General features: G+C 67.5%; 16 protein-coding genes and 1 pseudogene. 10 read left to right on the forward strand and 7 right to left on the reverse strand.

Annotation, left to right across the window (positions count from 1 at the left end; translation table 11 throughout):
• Positions 1-19: 19 nt before the first annotated feature.
• Positions 20-376, forward strand: a complete 357-nt coding sequence (locus tag HALXA_RS06315) for a DsrE family protein (protein ID WP_013879482.1) — start codon at positions 20-22, stop codon at positions 374-376.
• A gap of 113 nt (positions 377-489) precedes the next feature.
• Here the strand turns inward: HALXA_RS06315 and HALXA_RS06320 are convergent, their stop codons facing one another.
• The gene (locus HALXA_RS06320) at positions 490-2,376 is read right to left on the reverse strand and encodes a glycoside hydrolase family 15 protein (RefSeq protein ID WP_013879483.1); all 1,887 of its coding nucleotides are present in this window, start codon (positions 2,374-2,376) and stop codon (positions 490-492) included.
• Between the two features lie 426 nt (positions 2,377-2,802).
• Here HALXA_RS06320 and HALXA_RS22455 point away from each other — a divergent pair.
• Positions 2,803-2,859: pseudogene (locus HALXA_RS22455) on the forward strand (hypothetical protein); the annotation flags it as partial.
• A gap of 36 nt (positions 2,860-2,895) precedes the next feature.
• On the opposite strand, the gene HALXA_RS22460 reads toward HALXA_RS22455, so the two are convergent.
• Positions 2,896-3,180, reverse strand: coding sequence for a hypothetical protein (locus tag HALXA_RS22460; RefSeq protein WP_049895216.1), 285 nt, complete (start codon positions 3,178-3,180; stop codon positions 2,896-2,898).
• A 71-nt stretch (positions 3,181-3,251) separates the two neighbouring features.
• On the opposite strand from HALXA_RS22460, the gene HALXA_RS06330 reads away from it, so the two are divergent.
• Positions 3,252-4,112, forward strand: coding sequence for an alpha/beta fold hydrolase (locus HALXA_RS06330; RefSeq protein WP_013879484.1), 861 nt, complete (start codon positions 3,252-3,254; stop codon positions 4,110-4,112).
• Positions 4,113-4,165: 53 nt separating this feature from the next.
• On the opposite strand, the gene HALXA_RS06335 is transcribed toward HALXA_RS06330, so the two are convergent.
• Positions 4,166-4,432 (reverse strand): helix-turn-helix transcriptional regulator, encoded by a 267-nt coding sequence (locus tag HALXA_RS06335; protein ID WP_013879485.1) that lies wholly within the window; start codon positions 4,430-4,432, stop codon positions 4,166-4,168.
• A 106-nt stretch (positions 4,433-4,538) separates the two neighbouring features.
• A complete protein-coding gene (locus tag HALXA_RS06340; protein WP_013879486.1) occupies positions 4,539-5,303 on the reverse strand; it encodes a DUF1028 domain-containing protein in 765 nt (254 codons plus the stop codon).
• 206 nt (positions 5,304-5,509) lie between these two features.
• Here HALXA_RS06340 and HALXA_RS06345 point away from each other — a divergent pair, with 206 nt between their 5' ends.
• Complete coding sequence (locus tag HALXA_RS06345; RefSeq protein WP_013879487.1) at positions 5,510-5,872, forward strand: cell division protein SepF; 363 nt, start codon at positions 5,510-5,512, stop codon at positions 5,870-5,872.
• Positions 5,873-5,893: 21 nt separating this feature from the next.
• Here the strand turns inward: HALXA_RS06345 and HALXA_RS06350 are convergent, their stop codons facing one another.
• The gene (locus HALXA_RS06350; protein WP_013879488.1) at positions 5,894-6,886 is read right to left on the reverse strand and encodes a hypothetical protein; all 993 of its coding nucleotides are present in this window, start codon (positions 6,884-6,886) and stop codon (positions 5,894-5,896) included.
• Between the two features lie 466 nt (positions 6,887-7,352).
• Between HALXA_RS06350 and HALXA_RS06355 the strand changes: the two genes are divergently transcribed.
• From HALXA_RS06355 to citZ, 4 genes are all read left to right on the forward strand, one after another.
• On the forward strand, positions 7,353-9,764 hold the full coding sequence (locus tag HALXA_RS06355; RefSeq protein ID WP_013879489.1) for a rhodanese-like domain-containing protein: 2,412 nt from the start codon (positions 7,353-7,355) through the stop codon (positions 9,762-9,764).
• Between the two features lies 1 nt (position 9,765).
• Entirely contained in the window at positions 9,766-11,022 is a 1,257-nt protein-coding gene (locus HALXA_RS06360; protein ID WP_013879490.1) for a Coenzyme F420 hydrogenase/dehydrogenase, beta subunit C-terminal domain, read from the forward strand.
• A gap of 142 nt (positions 11,023-11,164) precedes the next feature.
• Positions 11,165-11,830: a helix-turn-helix domain-containing protein gene (locus tag HALXA_RS06365; RefSeq protein WP_013879491.1), complete on the forward strand. Its 666-nt coding sequence runs from the start codon at positions 11,165-11,167 to the stop codon at positions 11,828-11,830.
• Positions 11,831-11,999: 169 nt separating this feature from the next.
• Positions 12,000-13,148, forward strand: a complete 1,149-nt coding sequence (gene citZ / locus HALXA_RS06370; protein ID WP_013879492.1) for a citrate synthase — start codon at positions 12,000-12,002, stop codon at positions 13,146-13,148.
• Positions 13,149-13,218: 70 nt separating this feature from the next.
• Here citZ and HALXA_RS06375 read toward each other — a convergent pair whose 3' ends face one another.
• Positions 13,219-13,569, reverse strand: coding sequence for a hypothetical protein (locus HALXA_RS06375; protein ID WP_013879493.1), 351 nt, complete (start codon positions 13,567-13,569; stop codon positions 13,219-13,221).
• Positions 13,570-13,574: 5 nt separating this feature from the next.
• Complete coding sequence (locus HALXA_RS06380) at positions 13,575-14,654, reverse strand: DUF7490 domain-containing protein (RefSeq protein ID WP_013879494.1); 1,080 nt, start codon at positions 14,652-14,654, stop codon at positions 13,575-13,577.
• Positions 14,655-14,816: 162 nt separating this feature from the next.
• Here HALXA_RS06380 and HALXA_RS06385 point away from each other — a divergent pair, with 162 nt between their 5' ends.
• Both HALXA_RS06385 and ilvA read left to right on the forward strand, forming a co-directional pair.
• Entirely contained in the window at positions 14,817-15,248 is a 432-nt protein-coding gene (locus HALXA_RS06385; RefSeq protein ID WP_049895219.1) for a gamma-glutamylcyclotransferase family protein, read from the forward strand.
• A 323-nt stretch (positions 15,249-15,571) separates the two neighbouring features.
• Positions 15,572-16,783 carry a threonine ammonia-lyase gene (gene ilvA / locus HALXA_RS06390; RefSeq protein ID WP_013879496.1) on the forward strand — a complete coding sequence of 404 codons (1,212 nt, stop codon included), beginning with the start codon at positions 15,572-15,574 and terminating at the stop codon, positions 16,781-16,783.
• Positions 16,784-16,812 lie beyond the last annotated feature (29 nt).

Below are 16,812 nucleotides of genomic sequence, written 5' to 3' on the forward strand. Positions count from 1 at the left end.
TCTCCTGCGTACGACTGCAATGGTCAACGCAGCCGTCATCATTCTCGCCGGCACCGAATCGCACGCCGACACCGGACGCATGGTCAACGGCCTCGAGGCCGCCAGGGAGTTCGCCGCGAACGAGGAGGACGACCTCGAATTCATCTTCGACGGTGCCGGCACGCAGTGGATCGCGGAACTGGAAGACGAGGATCACGACTACCACGACCTCTACCGGTCGGTTCAGGACGAAGCGTCCGTTTGTGACTACTGCGCCAGCGCCTTCGACGTCGACGACGCCGTCGAAGACCAGGGCATCGTCCGCATCGACGAGAACGAGGGCCACCCGAGCATCCGATCGCTCGTCAGCGACGACTACGAGATCATCACCTTCTAAGCCGGATTTCGAAGGTCGATCGTTCACCGCGAGCGAGGCGATGAGCGAGTACTACTGTCAGGTCCACCCGCAGACAATGTGCGGGGCGATCGAAATCGGGGGGTAACGGCGCGTCAGTCGTCGCCCGGGATCGGCTCGCCGAGCCGGATCCCCATCGGCGCCGGTCCGGGCGTCTCGAGCCCTCGAGCGTAGCCCAGATACAGGGCGCTGTTGACGATCCCGACGTGGCTGAACGCCTGCGGGAAGTTCCCCAGGTGGGCGCCGCTCTCGGAGTCGAGCTCCTCCGCGATCAGCCCGAGCGGGTTCAGGTACGACAGCAGCGTCTCGAAGCGGGCCCGGGCCTCCTCGAGGCGTCCGGAGAGCGCGAGCGCGTCGATCAGCCAGCACGAACAGAGGACGAAGGCACCTTCCTCGCCCGGCAGCCCGTCGTCGCCGTCGTACCGCTGCACGAAGATTCCGTCCCCGTCGTCGACCAACCGGTCGTCGATCGCCTCGATCGTCCCCTGCACGCGGTCGTCCTCGAAGGGCAGGAAGCCGACGATCGGCAGCAGGAGGGCGGTCGCGTCCAGCGCCGTCGATCCGTACGACTGGACGAACGCGCCGAGATCCGCATCGTAGCCGTTCTCGAGGGCGTCCGCCCTGATTCGCTCGCGGGTCGCCTGCCACGCCTCGGCCGGCGCGTCGTGGTCGCCGTCGGTCGCGATCGCGAGCCCGCGATCGAGGGCGGCCCAGCACATCGCCTTCGAGAAGACGAAGCGTCTGTCGCCGCCGCGGACCTCCCAGATGCCCGCGTCGGGATCCGTCCAGATCTCGCTGACGTAGTCGACGATCGCGCGGATGCGGTCCCACTCGTCGGCGTCCAGTTCTCGGCCGTGTCGGCGCATCTCGTCGACGGCCAGCAGGAGCTCTCCGAACGTGTCGTGCTGGCGCTGGTCGGCGGCGCCGTTTCCGATCCGGACCGGGCTGGACCCGCGGTACCCCTCGAAGTGATCCAGTTCCCGCTCCTCGAGGTCCGAGTCGCCGTGGAGCCCGTACAGCGGCTGGATCGACGCGGGATCGTCGACCTGACAGAGATCCATGAACCAGTCGAAGTAGTCGGTTGCCTCGTCGGCGGTGCCGAGGTTCATCAGTGCCTGGACGGTAAAGCCGGCGTCCCGAAGCCAGTTGAACCGGTAGTCCCAGTTGCGCACGCCGCCGATATCCTCGGGCAGCGAAGTGGTCGGTGCGGCCGCGATCCCGCCCGACTCGGCGTGGGTCAGCAGTTTGAGGACGAGTTCGGAGCGGACGATCGCGTCGTGCCACGGCCCCGCGAAGACGCAGTCGGCCTCCGGACCGCAGTCGTGGGCCCAGCCGGTCCAGAACTGTACCGTCTCGTCGAGCGCGGCGTCCGGATCCGTGTTCGCGTCCTCGGCGCCCGTACACCGCAGCAGGAACCACGCCACCTCGCCGGCCTCGAGCGACAGAGTCCCGGTTACTCGGCTCGGCGCCGCGTCCCCGCCATCTCGGATCTCGAGGTCGGCGGCTGCGGGGAACTCGAGCAACGTCCGTTCGTCCTCGCCGTCGGCGAGAATCCCGCCGTCGACCCGGTCGATCGTCGCGGCCGCGCGGCCGTAATCGAACTGCGGCTCGAACTCGATCGCGAGGTCGACGCCGCCGTCGGCGCAGGCGAGCTTGCGGTAGAGGACCTTCTTCGGGTGGTCGGTCCGGTCGGCCGGCGGCAGGAAGTCCGTCAGCGTCGCCGTCCCGCCGTCGGTTCGGAAGGTCGTCTCGAGGACGTTCGTGTCGTCGACGTACCGCCGGTCGGTCTCGAACGAGCCCGTCGGCGCGATTCGGAACCGCCCGCCGCGCTCGGCGTCGAGAACCGCCGCGACAATGCTCGGCGACTCGAGATGCGGGAACGGGAACCAGTCGATCGAGCCGTCGGGTCCGACGAGCGCGCACGTCTCGAGGTTGCCGACGACGCCGTAGGCCTCGATCGGTGGGTACGCGTCAGATACCATCGGAATCACCGGTGGAACGGGTTGTCGGTTGAACGGGGCCGGTTCGGGCGCACGAACCTCCTGAAAGCACGATCGTCCGTTCGCGCTCCAGCGAGAAAAAGCCGCTACCGGCGACGCGTGATCGCACTTGGTACCGGCTGACTCCGTGACCGATCGGTCGGCGGGAGCGAGGGGGCTGCCGCCGTTGAAAGGCTTTACTGGGACGCCGCTGTAGCACGGCCGATGACAGCGTCCGAACCCGACCTCGCGGTGTACGCCTGTCGGTCCTGCGGCGAGTATCAGTTCGCGTCCGCGCCGCCGACCTGCTGTGGCGACCCGATGGCCGACGTCGACGACTCGGTTCCCGTCGAGTCGCCTGACGAAGGCCTTCTCATGCGCGCGGTGTTCGACATCTCCGAAACCGAACTCGAGGTCTGCCGGCACCTGATGTCCGAGGGGGAACTCACGGTCAAGGAATTGACCGATCTAGTCGATCGGGATCGAAGCGTCGTCACCAGACACCTCAATCACCTGTCGGAGCTAGGGATGATCGAGAAGCGCTCTCGCGTGCTCGCGGACGGCGGCCGCGTAAACGTCTACGCGCACCGCTCGGCCGAGGCGGTCCGCCGGCAGTTCAAGCTCGGGCTGTACGCGTGGATGACCGAGGCCGTCGACATCGTCGACGACCTCAGCGAGGACAAGATCGAGCGACTGGTCGCGGGTGAGAGCGGCACCGATAACGGACCCGTAATCGTCGAACGGACGACTGAGCGGCGCCGCTCGCGCCCGGTCGGTCGAGATCGAGGGGCGGTCCCGGGCCGCCACCCGTACACCCCCCTCACACCCGCGCACGTTCCACGCCAACCGCTTTCCCCCTCGCCGTGGGATGCCGGCGCATGGACTACGACACCTGGTCCGATCGACAGACTGCGACAACCGTCACCGTCGACGGCCATGACCTCGAGGTGGCCTACTACGACGAGGGACCAGCGGAGGGCGACACGGGCGCAGATGCGGACCCGGTCGTGTTCTGTCACGGTATTCCGACCTCGTCGTTCCTCTGGCGCCACGCCGCGCCCGAACTGACCGACGACCGTCGCGTCATCGCACCCGACATGGTCGGCTACGGCAACTCGGCCATGCACGACGGGTTCGACCGCTCGATCCGCGCCCAGGAGGCGATGATCGACGCCCTGCTCGCGGAGCTCGGCCTCGAGACCGTCGCGTTCGTCGGCCACGACCTCGGGGGCGGCGTCGGCCTCCGGTACGCGGCCCACGAGCCCGAGGCAGTATCGAAACTGGTGCTCTCGAACGCCGTCTGCTACGACTCGTGGCCGGTCGAGTCGATCCTCGAGCTCGGCCTGCCGGACGTCGTCGCCGATATGAGCGTCGACGATCTGCAAGACATGCTCCGGAAACTCTACCGAAACACGCTATATGGCGACGACCCGGACGAGGAGTTCGTCGACGGCATGATCGCCCCGTGGGACTCCCAGGAGGCGAAGATTTCGCTCTCGCGGAACGCGATCGGCACGAACACGAGCCACACGGCTGAGATCGACTCTGCTGAGATTACGGCCGAGACGCTCCTGCTGTGGGGCGCGGAGGACGAGTTCCAGCCCATCGAGTACGCCGAGCGACTCGAGGAGGACATCTCGACCGCCGAGGTCGTCGGCCTCGAGGAAGCGAACCACTGGGTGCCGGAGGATCGGCCGGAGGCGTACGCGGAGCGGCTCGCGGCGTTCCTCGCGGACTGAGTCGAAATATCGCCGGCGAAGAGCGGGCGCGGTCCGGTTTCAGCAGTCGGCGTTCAGCGGCGCGAATCGGCCGCCGTCGGCGTCGCGCGCTCGCCGTCGTCGGTCAGCGAGTAGACCGACTGGCGCGCGTCCCTGAACGAAACCCGTCCCTCGACCAGCCCCGCGTCGTTCAGCCGGGAGAGGGCGTCCCGGACCGTCCGTCGCGGCAGCAGCGTCTCCTCGGCGATCTCCGCCTGCGTAAGCGAGCCGTCGTACTCGAGCGCTTTGAACACGAGTTTGGCGCTCGGCGGCGTCTCGGCGAGCGTTTCGGGTGGCCCCATCCAGTCGTCGTACGCCTCGCACCGGTGTAAACGGTTCCGCGACTGTGCGTCGGCGGCGAACGATCGCACTGGTCCGCTCTCCCGTCCTGACCGTCCGTCGTATCGCTCAGTCGTCGACGTCCTCGAGCGAGTCGTCCTCGTAGGCACCCTCATACCGGGCAAGGGTATCCCGATAGCCCTGCGCCGCGAGGTCGTAGGTCTCCCGCAGGTCCGCGATCGGCGTCTCGGTCGCGTCGACGCGCAGGTCGTTGTACGGCGGGACGACGTCGTGGGATTCGGTCGACTCGACGACGACGGCCGCGCTCTGGATCGGCAGCTCCTCGCGCTTGTCGCCGCCCTCCACGTGGCCGGCGGCCAGCGCGTCGATCAGCCGCTCGGCGAGCGGGTCGGTGTCGGTGTCCTCGGTGACGCCTGCGGGTCCGGTCGCCGGATCGGTCGTCTCGTGGACCGCGTTCGCCTCGTAGGCCTCCGCGACCGCGTCGATCACGGCCTCGCCGGTGAGCATGTTCCCGGCGACGGTGAAGTGGTCGCCCTCGCGGTGGCCGAACCAGTCGACGCACTCCTCGCCGGAGAAGGCGAACGTGCCCGCCGAGTCGACGCCGTGGAGTTGGCGCTGGGGCGCGCCGTCGTCGGCGTTGAGCAGCGCCTCGAGGGCGTCCGCGACGGCCAGTCCATCGTCGATGTACTGAATTCCGCGCCGGCCGAGGTCGACGTTGACGAGGCTCTGGGTCGCGACGGCGCCGTTCTCGCTGGCGAACGGACAGAGCGTGCCGACGCCGGGCAAGCGGGTCGTGACGGCGACACCGAACCGTTCGTGCTCGGTTCCGTCGGGCGTCTCGTACGTCTCGTGGACGCAGATGCTGAAGGTCATCGCTCATATTCGTGCGGGAGCATGAGGAGTAAAATTCCTCGGGTGGCAGCAACGCGTGTCGGTCTCGGTCCCGATATCGGTGGCGCCGTCGTACCGTCCGCAGCGACCGCCGCCCTCGAGCACCGGCGTTTCTCCGAGAACTTCAGTTAATTGACTGGTAGCGTCTGACGTAAGAACTATACTGACGGCCCCGGTGGATAACGCCAATGGGACTCATGAGCAAAATCCTCGGCGGGGAGCAGTCCCGGACGACCGAGGACTACGTCGAACTGAACCTCGACGACGTTGCGGCGGAGTCGGCCGACGCGGCGATGCAGGTTCACATCGCGGAGGTCGCCAACCAGACCGACGCGATCGACATCAAAGACGCCGTTTACGACGGCGACATCGTCATCGCCGATATCACTCGCCTGCGAACGGAGGACAGCACGGTCGAACACATCGTCGACGAACTCCGGCAGGTCGCCCGCGAGGTCGACGGCGACATCGTCCGCAAGGGCGACGATCAGATGATCATCACGCCGACCGGCGTCCGCGTCAGCCGGGAGAAGCTCGGGCAATCGGCCTGAACAACTGCCCCGCGTCTGACCTCACGGGTCGGTTCGATTTCGCTCTCTTTTCGCTCCCGGTTCCGAACCCCTCTCCGATCCCGTACTCGAGTCCGTCGAGTCTACGCCGTCCCCACCTCCGCGGACGTACCGTCGGAGCGTCGCCTCGAGCGCGTCCGGATCGTCGATAACGGACCGATCGCAGCGGATCGCCGGTTTCCATCGGCGCCGTCGCTCGAGGACGAGTTCGTCGTCGGTCAGCCGAACGTCCCCGATGCGATCCCAGGGAACGAGGCTCTTGTAAGCGGGTTGCATCGAGGGGACGACGACCAGCCCCGCGTCGGCGACGCGAAACTCGCCGCGCGAGAAGTCGGGCGCGTCGGCCTCGTAGGCGAGGGGGATAATGCTGATCGGGACGCGGACGGTGTCGTCGTCCCACAACTCCGTCGGAAGCCCCTGCAGGACGAACGTGACCCCGACGACGAAGAGTATCACGAAGGGGTGGAGGTCGCCGAACGCGAGGTAGCATCCGGCACCGACGACGAAACAGGCGAGTCCCCAGCCGAGCAGCGTGTAGTCCGGGCCGCTCAACTCCCACGTCCAGCTCGCGACGGGGTCGCCGACGACCGAGTCAACGTCGCTGTCGCGGGCGATAGCCCCGAGGAGCCAGCCGGCGAGCGTCGCGCCAACCGCCGCGAGGGCAGCCGGGAGCAACCGCCAGTCCGTGCCGACGATATCGGCTCGGGCCAGCAGCCAGACCGCGGCCCCCAGCGCGACCGCGGGCAGACAGCACACCGCGATCGGCCACCGCAGCGACCCCAGCCGTACCGCCGTCTCCGGGTGCGACCACGCGACGATCGCTCCGATCAAGAGCCCGGCGGTGAAGACGCTCGGCAGCAACGAGAGGAGCGCGCCGCTCGAGGCGTCCCCGACGACCAGCGCGAGCGCGACGACGCCGGTCAGCAGCGCACCGATGTACGCACCGACGGCCGCCTGGTATTCGACGCCGGGATCGACGGCTGTGCTCGAGGACATTGCGGATCAGTCGTGTGGATATCGTGTCACTAGCTGCGGGCTTGTAGCTGTCGTCCCGTTTCCGCTCGAGAACGCGGATCTGGACAGGTGACGGCATTCGGACAGTTCGAAAGGCAGATATTGCCGCATACGGTGATGGAGTCGCCAATTTCCAAATCGCCCGGACGACGGCCGTACCGTTCGTCGCGTTTCGAGCGCTAGATAAAGGCGGTTCGCATGAAGGGTAAGCGTCCTGTCAGTAGTGCCGCCGGCTCGCTGCCGTCGTCCCGGAGCTACGGTACGACTTACCCGTACGCGCAGGTGAAAGGGGGTCGCCCGACAAGCGACGCCTACGGATGACTACGCGACAGACACGCCGCCGGACGGGGGTCGCGCCCGCGTTGCCGTCGGCCCGCTCGGTAGCGACCCCGCGGCGGCCGCAGCGTCGAACGACACGAACCGATCGATGGCGGAGGGGTGATCGGCCGTGAGCGACGGTCCGACGGTCGTCTCCCCCGACTGGCTCGAGACGCACCGCGATGACGACGGAGTAGTCGTCGTCGACGTCCGCGAGGCCCGCGACTACGCGGAACTGGGCCACGTTCCGGGCGCGGTTAACGTCCCAACCGAGGTGTTCCGCGATCCGAGCAGCGTCGCCGCCGGAAAACTTCCCGCGGCCGACGACTTCGCTGCCCTCATGCGGGAGGCCGGCATCCGCGAGGGCGACGCCGTCGTCGCCGTCGACGACGCCAACGGCGTCAACGCGGCCCGCTTTCTGCTCACCGCGATCGTCTACGGCCACGACGGCCCGCTGTACCTACTCGACGGCGGCCTCGAGGCCTGGCTCGAGGCGGGCGGCAACCTCTCGGACGAGGACCCCGACCCCGAGCCGACGAACTACGAAGCCGAACGGGACGCCGGCGCGCCGCTGGTCGACCGCGCTGGCGTCGAGGAAGCGGTCGAGGGCGACGCGGTCGTCGTCGACACCCGGACGGCCGCCGAGTACGACCAGTCTCACATCCCCGGCGCGGTGCAACTGGGCTGGGAGGACCTGCTCGAGGAGTCGGGGCGGCTGAAACCCGAGGCCGAACTCGAGGAACTGTTGGCCGACCGCGGCATCACCCGCGACGAGCGGATCGTCCTCTACTGTAACACTGCACGGCGACTCAGCCACACCTTCGTCGTCCTCCGAGACCTCGGCTACGAGAACGTCGAGTTCTACGAGGGCAGTCTGACGGATTGGGTCCGCGCCGAGGCACCCGAATGGGACCCCGTCGAACTCAAGGAGCAAGTGCGGGCCTACTCGAGGGGCGGCGGCTTCGAGGCGATGGTCGAGGAGTTGGGCGACGACGTGCTCAATCGGCTGAAGCTCATCGGGCTCTACCACCAGAAGCAGCGGGGCTACTTCATGCTCCGGACCCGCGCCCCGGGCGGGATCCTCACCGCCGAGCAGGCCCGGACGATCGGCGAGGTCGCCGACGAGTTCGCCCGCGCCCCCGACGAGTACGGCGGCGCCGATCAGAACCCCGTCTTCGGCGACGGCTTCCTCGACGCGACCACCCGGCAAGACATTCAGATGCACTGGATCGAGATCGAGGACGTCGCCGAAATCTGGGACCGCTACGACGCGGTCGGCCTCGAGACCATGCAGGCCTGCGGCAACTCGGTGCGCAACGTCGTCGGCTGCCCCGCCTCGGGGATCGACCCGGACGAGACCGTCGACGTCCAGCCGGTCGTCGAGCGGGTCAGCCAGCGGTTCCTCGGTGACCACCACTACGCGAACCTCCCGCGGAAGTTCAAGGTCAGCGTCACTGGCTGTCACGAGAACTGCGCCCGCGCGCAGATCCAGGACCTCGGGCTGACGCCCGCCCGGAAGGACGGCCGCGAGGGGTTCGTCGCGCAGGTCGGCGGCGGCCTCTCGGACGGCCCGCGGATCGCTAGCGACATCGACCTGTTCGTCGACCCCGAGGACGTCGACGATCTCGTCGCCGCGATGGCCGACCTGTTCATGGACCACGGTAGCTACCTCGATACGGCCGTCAACCGGCTTCGTTTCCTCGTCGAAGAATTGGGGCCCGAAACGTTCCGCGAGGAACTCGAGACCTACGCCGATTTCACGTTCGAATCTGCCGCGGATGCCGAGCGCCTGACGACCGACTACCGCGGCGACCACGTCGGGGTCCACGAGCAGGCCGACGGCCGCTCCTACGTCGGGTTGAACGTCCCGACCGGGCGGATGGGTGGCGACGACCTCGCGGAACTGGCCGCTCTCGCCGACGAGTTGGGCGGCGGCGAACTGCGACTGACGCCCAACCAGAACGTCCTCGTTCCCCACCTCGGGGACGATGACCTCGAGCGGTTCCTCGAGCACCCGCTGCTCGAGCGGTACAGCCCCGATCCGGGCCCGTTCACGCGCGGGATCGTCACCTGCACGGGCCGGGAGTTCTGCAACTACGGGATCATCGAGACGAAGAATCGCGCGGTCAAGTGGGCTCGCCAGTTGGACGAGTGGGCCGAAGAAGTCGGCATCGCGGACGACCACGACGCGATTCGAGTCCACATGTCCGGCTGCGCGGCCTCCTGTGCCCAGCCCCAGTTGGGCGACTTCGGACTGCGCGGCGAGGTCTACCGCGACGACTTCGAGTCCGGTCGCGCAGCGGACATGGGGCTGGGCGGCGATCTCGGCGACGACCAGTTCATCGACTGGCTCGTCGGCAAGATCCCGATCGAGGACGTGCCGAGCGTCATCGAGGCGACGGTGCAGGCCTACGAGGACGACCGCGAGCCCGACGAGTCGTTTGCCGAGTGGACAAACCGCACGTCGAACGCGGACCTGCGCGAGATCATCGCCGAACAGCCGGCGCGCGATCCGCCGGCGATCGGGACGGAGGTGAGCTGAGATGTCGGGAGCGAATCAGCCGCGGGTTCCCGATCCGAACGGATCGACGAAATCGCCGAAGGGCGTCGGAAACGACCCGCGAGAGCAGAATCCCGACGTCGAGGAAGCGCCGGGCAAGATCTGGTTCCGCGATTTGGACGAGGCCGTCATCGAGGCGGATCGCTGCATCCAGTGTGCCTCCTGCGTCGCGGCCTGTCCCTCGGACTCCATCGGCATCGACGCCGAGGAGAAACGACCCACGCTGGTCAAGATGTGTACCGGCTGTTCGCGCTGCTGGGACTTCTGTCCCCGCAGCGGACTCCGCTACGAGCGCGCCCTCGAGTTGCTCGACCAAGAGCGGTCGCTCGCGGAGCCCGAAACGTACGCTGCGCGGGCGACCGACGCGGCCGCTGACGCCGGCCAGGACGGCGGCGCCGTGACCGCGCTGCTGGCCGAGCTGCTCGCAGCCGGCGAGATCGACGGGGCCGTCGTCGCGCGCGAGAGCGAGGACGAACCGTTGCGCGGCGAGGCGTTCCTCGCGACCTCCCATGCGGACCTACTCGAGGCTGGCGGGAGTATCTACACACAGACGATGGGGCTGGGGCAGATCGACGACCTGCTCGCCGATGCGGATCTGGGGCCAAACCCCGACCTCGCGCTCGTCGGCACCCCCTGCGTGATCCAGGGGGCGACCGCTCTCGACCGCTACGGCCACGAGCCGGCCGATCCGATCGCGCTGACGGTCGCGCTGATGTGCACCCGCACCTTCGAGCACGAACGACTGCTCTCGCAGATCGAGTCGTACGACGTCGATCCCGAGGCGGTCGAGAAACTCGACATCAGGGACGGCACCCTCGCCGCCTTCGACGACGACGGCGAGATCCTGCTCGAGACCGACGTCGAGGAGTTCGACGCGGCGGGGCTGCGGGGCTGCGACGAGTGCGCGGACTTCGTCGGCGGCGCGGCCGACATCAGCGCCGGCAACGTCGGCAGCGAGGACGGCTACTCGACCGTCGTCGTCCGCACCGAGAACGGGCGAGACGTGTGGAGGGAGGCCGCCGACGGGCTCGAGACGACCGAAATCGACCGGCCCGAGGCGCTCGAGAAGATCGCCGCCTGGAACGAGCGGCGCGCGAAGTCGATCCTGCCGCGGGAGTTCGACCCCGAGGCCGAGATCGGTATCACGTACGAGCGCCACCGCGAGGCCTACGACGGCACCGACCGCGAGCCGCAGCCGCTGAACCCGGCGCGGGTTCACCAGTACGAGGAGTGGTGTTAGGGCGGTAACCGGCGGTTGCGAGCGGCGGCGTTCGAGCTGACGTACGGACTCGAGGGTGAAATCGCTCGAGCCGATCCGAGAATTTTCACGGCGCGGGAATTCCCAGTGCCGGTTATGACCGGAACGGCCCGTACTAGCAGCTATGACGGGCTTTCGCGCAACCGTCGTGGTCCACGACCCGCAGGACTGCCCGGTCGCCACCGTGTCGTCCGACGTCGGGGAGGCGATCGATTCGGTCACCCGCACTCGCGGAACGGGAGCGACGGGCGAGACGGTCGTCGAGGAGTTCGGCGTCCCGGCTGGCGACGCCGTCGAGGTCGGCGCCGCCGAATCGGGGACCGACGTCGACCTGGAACCGGTCCAATCGAACGACCGCGAGGCGGTGTACCGATTCGAACGGGAGAGTACGAACGACTGCGCTTGCGAGATCGTCGAGGGAACGGGAACGCCGCTCTCCTCGGTCCGGGCGCAGGACGGCTCCCTGCTGCTCTCGTTCCGCACCTTCGAACTCGAGGAGGTCGCCGCCATCGTCGACGAGCTCCGGGAGCGGTTCGACGGCGTCCTCGTCGAGGACCTCGCGCAGGATCACGAGGACGGTTCGACCGACCCGGTGATCGTCGATCGGGAGGTGTTGACCGCGCGCCAGCGGGAAATCCTCGAGACGGCCCACGAGATGGGTTACTTCGAGTATCCCAAGGGCGCGAACGCGACCGACGTCGCGGCGGAACTGGGCGTCGCGCGCTCGACGTTCTCCGAGCATCTGGCGGCCGCTCAGACGAAGCTGATGAACGAGATCCTCGACAAATAACCACTAAAAACCGTTTCTGCGACCGATATTTATACATATGTCTACCGTCCCGTCAGGTAACTCCTCGCAGTCCTTCGCCACCGCGAGCTAAAACGGTACATCGGACGCGTTCGGGCGTCACGAGCGAACAAACGACAATACTTTTCCATCGGGGTGCGAAATTGCGTGTATGGTTGACGACCTCAAGAAAGGGCTGGAAGGCGTTCTGGTCGCAGAGTCGGAACTCAGCTCGATCGACGGCGACGAGGGTCGGCTGATCTATCGCGGCTATACGATCGAAGACCTCGCTCGCGGCGCGAGCTACGAGGAAGTCCTCTACCTCCTCTGGCACGGCCACCTCCCGGCCGAGGACGAACTCGAGTCGTTCGCCGCGGCGCTCACCGAGGAGCGAGCCGTCAGCGACGACGTGCTCGCGACGATGGAGCGGCTCGCCGACGCCGACGAGCAGCCGATGGCCGCGCTCCGGACCGCGGTCTCGATGTTCTCCGCCACCGAACCCGAATCGGACGCCGAGGCCGACGACCTCGAGGCGTCGCTGCGCAAGGGACGGCGTATCACCGCCAAGATTCCGACCGCGCTGGCGGCCTTCGAGCGCTACCGGCTGGGTGAGGAACCGATCGACCCCGACCCCGACCTGGGACTGGCCGCGAACTTCCTCTACATGCTGACCGGCGAACAGCCGGACGACGTCGCCGCCGAAACCTTCGACCAGGCGCTGATTCTGCACGCGGACCACGGACTCAACGCCTCGACGTTCACCTCGATGGTGATCGGTTCGACGATGGCCGACATCTACAGCGCCGTGACCGGCGGCGTCAGCGCCCTCTCCGGACCGCTCCACGGCGGCGCGAACCAGGACGTCATGGAGGTCCTGATGGAGATCGACGAGAGCAACAAGGACCCCCTCGAGTGGGTCGAGGAGGCCACCGACGAGGGTCGACGCATTCCCGGTTTCGGTCACCGCGTCTACAACGTCAAGGACCCCCGTGCGAGGATCCTCCAGGAGCGCAGCAAGGAACTCGCCGCCGAGGGCAACTCGAAGTGGTACGACATCACCACCACGATCGAGGAGTACCTCACCGAGGAGAAGGGCTTAGTCGAGAAGGGCATCGCCCCGAACGTCGACTTCTACTCCGGCTCGGTCTACTACCAGCTGGGCATCCCGATCGACATGTACACGCCCATCTTCGCGATGAGCCGCGCCGGCGGCTGGATCGCCCACGTCCTCGAGTACCAGGAAGACAACCGTCTTATTCGCCCGCGCGCGCGATACACCGGGCCCGAGAATCAGGAGTTCGTGCCGCTCGAGGAACGGTAACGATCGGCTCACAACGCAGCCGATAGCGAGCGACGGACTGCAATTCGATTCAGCTTCTTTCGAGGTCGTTTCAGTCGAGTTCCCGGACGAGTAGCGAAATCCCGATCAGCGATCCGAGCAACACCACGAGGTTGAACGCGGCGTGCATCAGCGGCTGGTGGCGCGGCTCCACCCAGAGGTCGATCGTCTCGGTGACGCTGCCGTAAAACTGGAACAGCGCGTAGACCGCGAGCAGCGAACAGACCCCGAGCGCGGCCCAGGTGAGATACCGCAAGATGGCCTCGCGCTCGAGGCGGTTCGACTGCGGAGCGGACGCCGACTCGGCGTCACCACTGCCAAAGTGAGTTTCTTCGTCGGTCGCGTCTTGTTCGACGTTCGATTCGGTTGGCGTCTCGGTCGGTGTGGATGCTGTCTCAGTCATTGGTCTCAGTTGTGGTCGCGCGTCCGCGCGAAGAGGGGTGCAACCGTTGCGCCCAGTGCGAGTGCTGCGGCCAACGAACCGAAGCCTGGGGTTCCGTCGGCGCTATCCTCCGCGCCGTCCGTTCCGCCGCCGTCGTCCGCGCCACCGGCGTCAGCCATTCCGTCGCTACTGCTGTCGTCGGTTTGTTCGATCGACGGCTCCTCGTCGAAGTCGCCGGTCTCGAGTTCACTATCGGGGCTGTCCCCGGCCGTCGAATTCGGCCGGAGGTCGGCCCCCGCCCGGTCCGTGGCGACGATCGTGCCGTCGAGCCAGAGAATCGCGTCGAGGTTGTACCGGTACTCGTCGGGCACCTCGAGTTCGGCGGTCGGCGTCGCCGTCTCGCCGGGGTCGACGTTCGAGACGGAAACTCTCTCCGCGTCGGCGACGATGTTCGAGCCCGCCTGCCGGGCCTTCAGTTCGACCTCGAGCGAGTCGGTCTCCCCGTCGCCCGCGTTCGTCAGGTAGCTCGTCACCTCGAGCGTCGCCGTCTCGCCGTTCGTCGATTTGACTGAGTACTCGATCGCGGGGACGCCCGCGAGCGAACCGTCGTCGCCGAACCGGTGGAACTCGAGGCCGGTATCGGCGTAGGCGGGCGTCAGCGACTCGAGCCCGGACACGCGGTGGGTCGTCGACTCTCGCCGGGTACCGTCGACGAGGACGAACGTCTCGATGCGGTGTTGGCCCGCCCGGGGAACGCCGATCGTCGCCGGGACGGCGGTCTCGTTCTCCCCGGCGAGCCGGCCGATCGGCTGTTCGGCCGTCGCCGTCACGAGTCCGGTGTCGGTGTCGGTCACGCGGTGGACCACCGTCACGTTCTCGACGGGGTCGCCGCGGTGCTCGAGGAACGTGTCGACCTCGAGGGTGACCGTCTCGCCCGACACCTCGTCGGCGGCGATCGTTACCTCCTGGAGCGACGCGTGGCCGCGCTCGACCGACGCTCCCGTTTCGGTCTCGGGAGCCGCGATCGCGCCGGAGAGGGCAAGCGTCGTGAGGGCGGCAACCGCGACGACGACCGCGGCGACCCCCAGGGCATACTCGCGATTCATGCGCGACACTCTCGAACAATTATATAAGTGCTTTGTGCAATTGGGTCAACCAATATGGCGGGCCAAACGACGGGTCGGAGCCGCGGGTCCGCGATCCTGCGATCACGAACCGGCTCCCCCGACGGCGGAACAGCGAAGTGTCACAGTATACGACCCACATCCGTGCACGTGTTCGTCTACGGAACGCTGACCGATCCCGAGCGCGTCGAAATCGTGCTGGACGGCCGACCGCCGACCGAGTACGCGTTCGACGGGAGCGCGACGCTCGAGGGGCTCCGCCGCGTCGACGGCGAGTATCCGACCCTCGCTCCCGGCGGCACCGTCGACGGTCAGCTGCTTTCGGTCGACGAGACCGCCCTCGAGCGTCTGGACCGCTACGAGGGCGTCGATCGCGGCCTCTACGTACGGGTTTCCGTGCCGATCGACGGCCACAACAACAGCGACAACAGCGACGACGGCGCCGCGGTGTATGTCGGCGACCCCGCTCGGCTGGCGGTCGACGAACCGATCGACTGGCCGGCCGGCGACTCGTTCGCGGACCGGGTTCGGACCTCCCTGACTCGCCGCGATGTGACCGTCCGTCGACCCGGATGACACCCGTCTGCCGACCGTCTGACGGGCCGGTTACCCCGCCGCTTGCTTGCGATTTCACTTTCACTTCGGAGGGATGGGTTTTATGTGGTCTGCGTTCCCGTCTACACTCGCACGTCACACGCCGTGTATTCCCTGTCGTGTCGCCTCCGGCGGCACATCCCTGTTCCCTGTTGGGGGACGGCGATAGCCACACCGGATCGACCGGTTTCCTTTCCCCGACAGTTTTCGAAACCACCGAGCGCCCCGCTCGTCGACTCGATCGGCGACTAGCGCGCTCGTAAGTCGTCCGATACCCTTACGGGACGCGCCCCGTAGTCGGGGGTATGCTCGACCGCTCCGACATCCTCGAGGCGCGCGACCGCGTCCGCGAGACGTCCCGGCACACGCCGCTCGAGTACTCGCACACGTACTCCTCGATGACCGGCGCCGACGTCCACCTGAAACTCGAGACGTTTCAGCGGACCGGGGCGTTCAAGATCCGCGGCGCCACGAACCGGATCGCGACGCTCTCCGAGGAGCAGAAGGATGCAGGTGTCGTCACCGCGAGCGCGGGCAACCACGCCCAGGGCGTCGCGCTCGCGGCCACGCGCGTGGGCGTCGACTCCAAGATCGTCATGCCCGAGCACGCGCCCATCTCGAAGGTCAAGGCGACGGAAAGCTACGGGGCCGAAGTCGTCCTCCACGGCGCGGACTACGCCGAGGCCGCCGAGCACGCCCACGAACTCGAACGCGAGGAGGGCCGCATCTACGTCCACGCCTTCGACGACGAACTGGTCATGGCCGGACAGGGGACCATCGGCCTCGAGATCGTCGAGGACCGTCCCGAGGTCGAAACCGTCGTCGTCCCGATCGGCGGGGGCGGCCTCATCAGCGGCATCGCGGCCGCCGTCAAGGGCGAGAAGCCCGACGCGCGCGTGATCGGCGTCCAGGCCGAGGGCGCCTCGAGCGCCGCGACCTCCCTCCGGAAGGGCGAACGCGTCTCGATCGAGGGCGTCGACACGATCGCTGACGGGATCGCGACCCGCAGCGTCGGCGAACGCCCCTTCGAACACATTCGGGAGTACGTCGACGAGGTCGTCACCGTCTCCGATCCCGAAATCGCCGTCACGATAACCTACCTCCTCGAGCGCTCGAAGACGCTGGTCGAGGGCGCCGGCGCGGTGCCGCTCGCGGCCGTCCTCTTCGAGAAGTTCGACTACGCCGACGACGAGACGATCGTCCCCGTCCTCTCCGGCGGCAACATCGACCTCAACACGCTCACGAACGTCATCGTCCGCGGCCTCGTCGAAACCGGCCGCTACCTGAAGATTCGGACCGTCCTCACCGACCAGCCCGGCGCGCTCGAGGAACTCCTCGACATCTTCACCGCCCACCGCGCCAACATCTACGCCATCCACCACGACCGCACGTCTCGAGAGGTCGAGATGAGCGACACCGAAGTGGAAATCGAACTCGAGATGCGCGGTCCCGACCACGTCGACGCCTTCCTCTCCGATCTCCGGGAAGCCGGCTACGAGGTCGACGTCCTCGCGTAACGCTTCGCCCCTTTTAAGCCGGCTCGGGT

The sequence above is a fragment of the Halopiger xanaduensis SH-6 genome, from assembly GCF_000217715.1.
In the GTDB taxonomy this organism is placed as follows: Archaea; Halobacteriota; Halobacteria; order Halobacteriales; family Natrialbaceae; genus Halopiger; species Halopiger xanaduensis.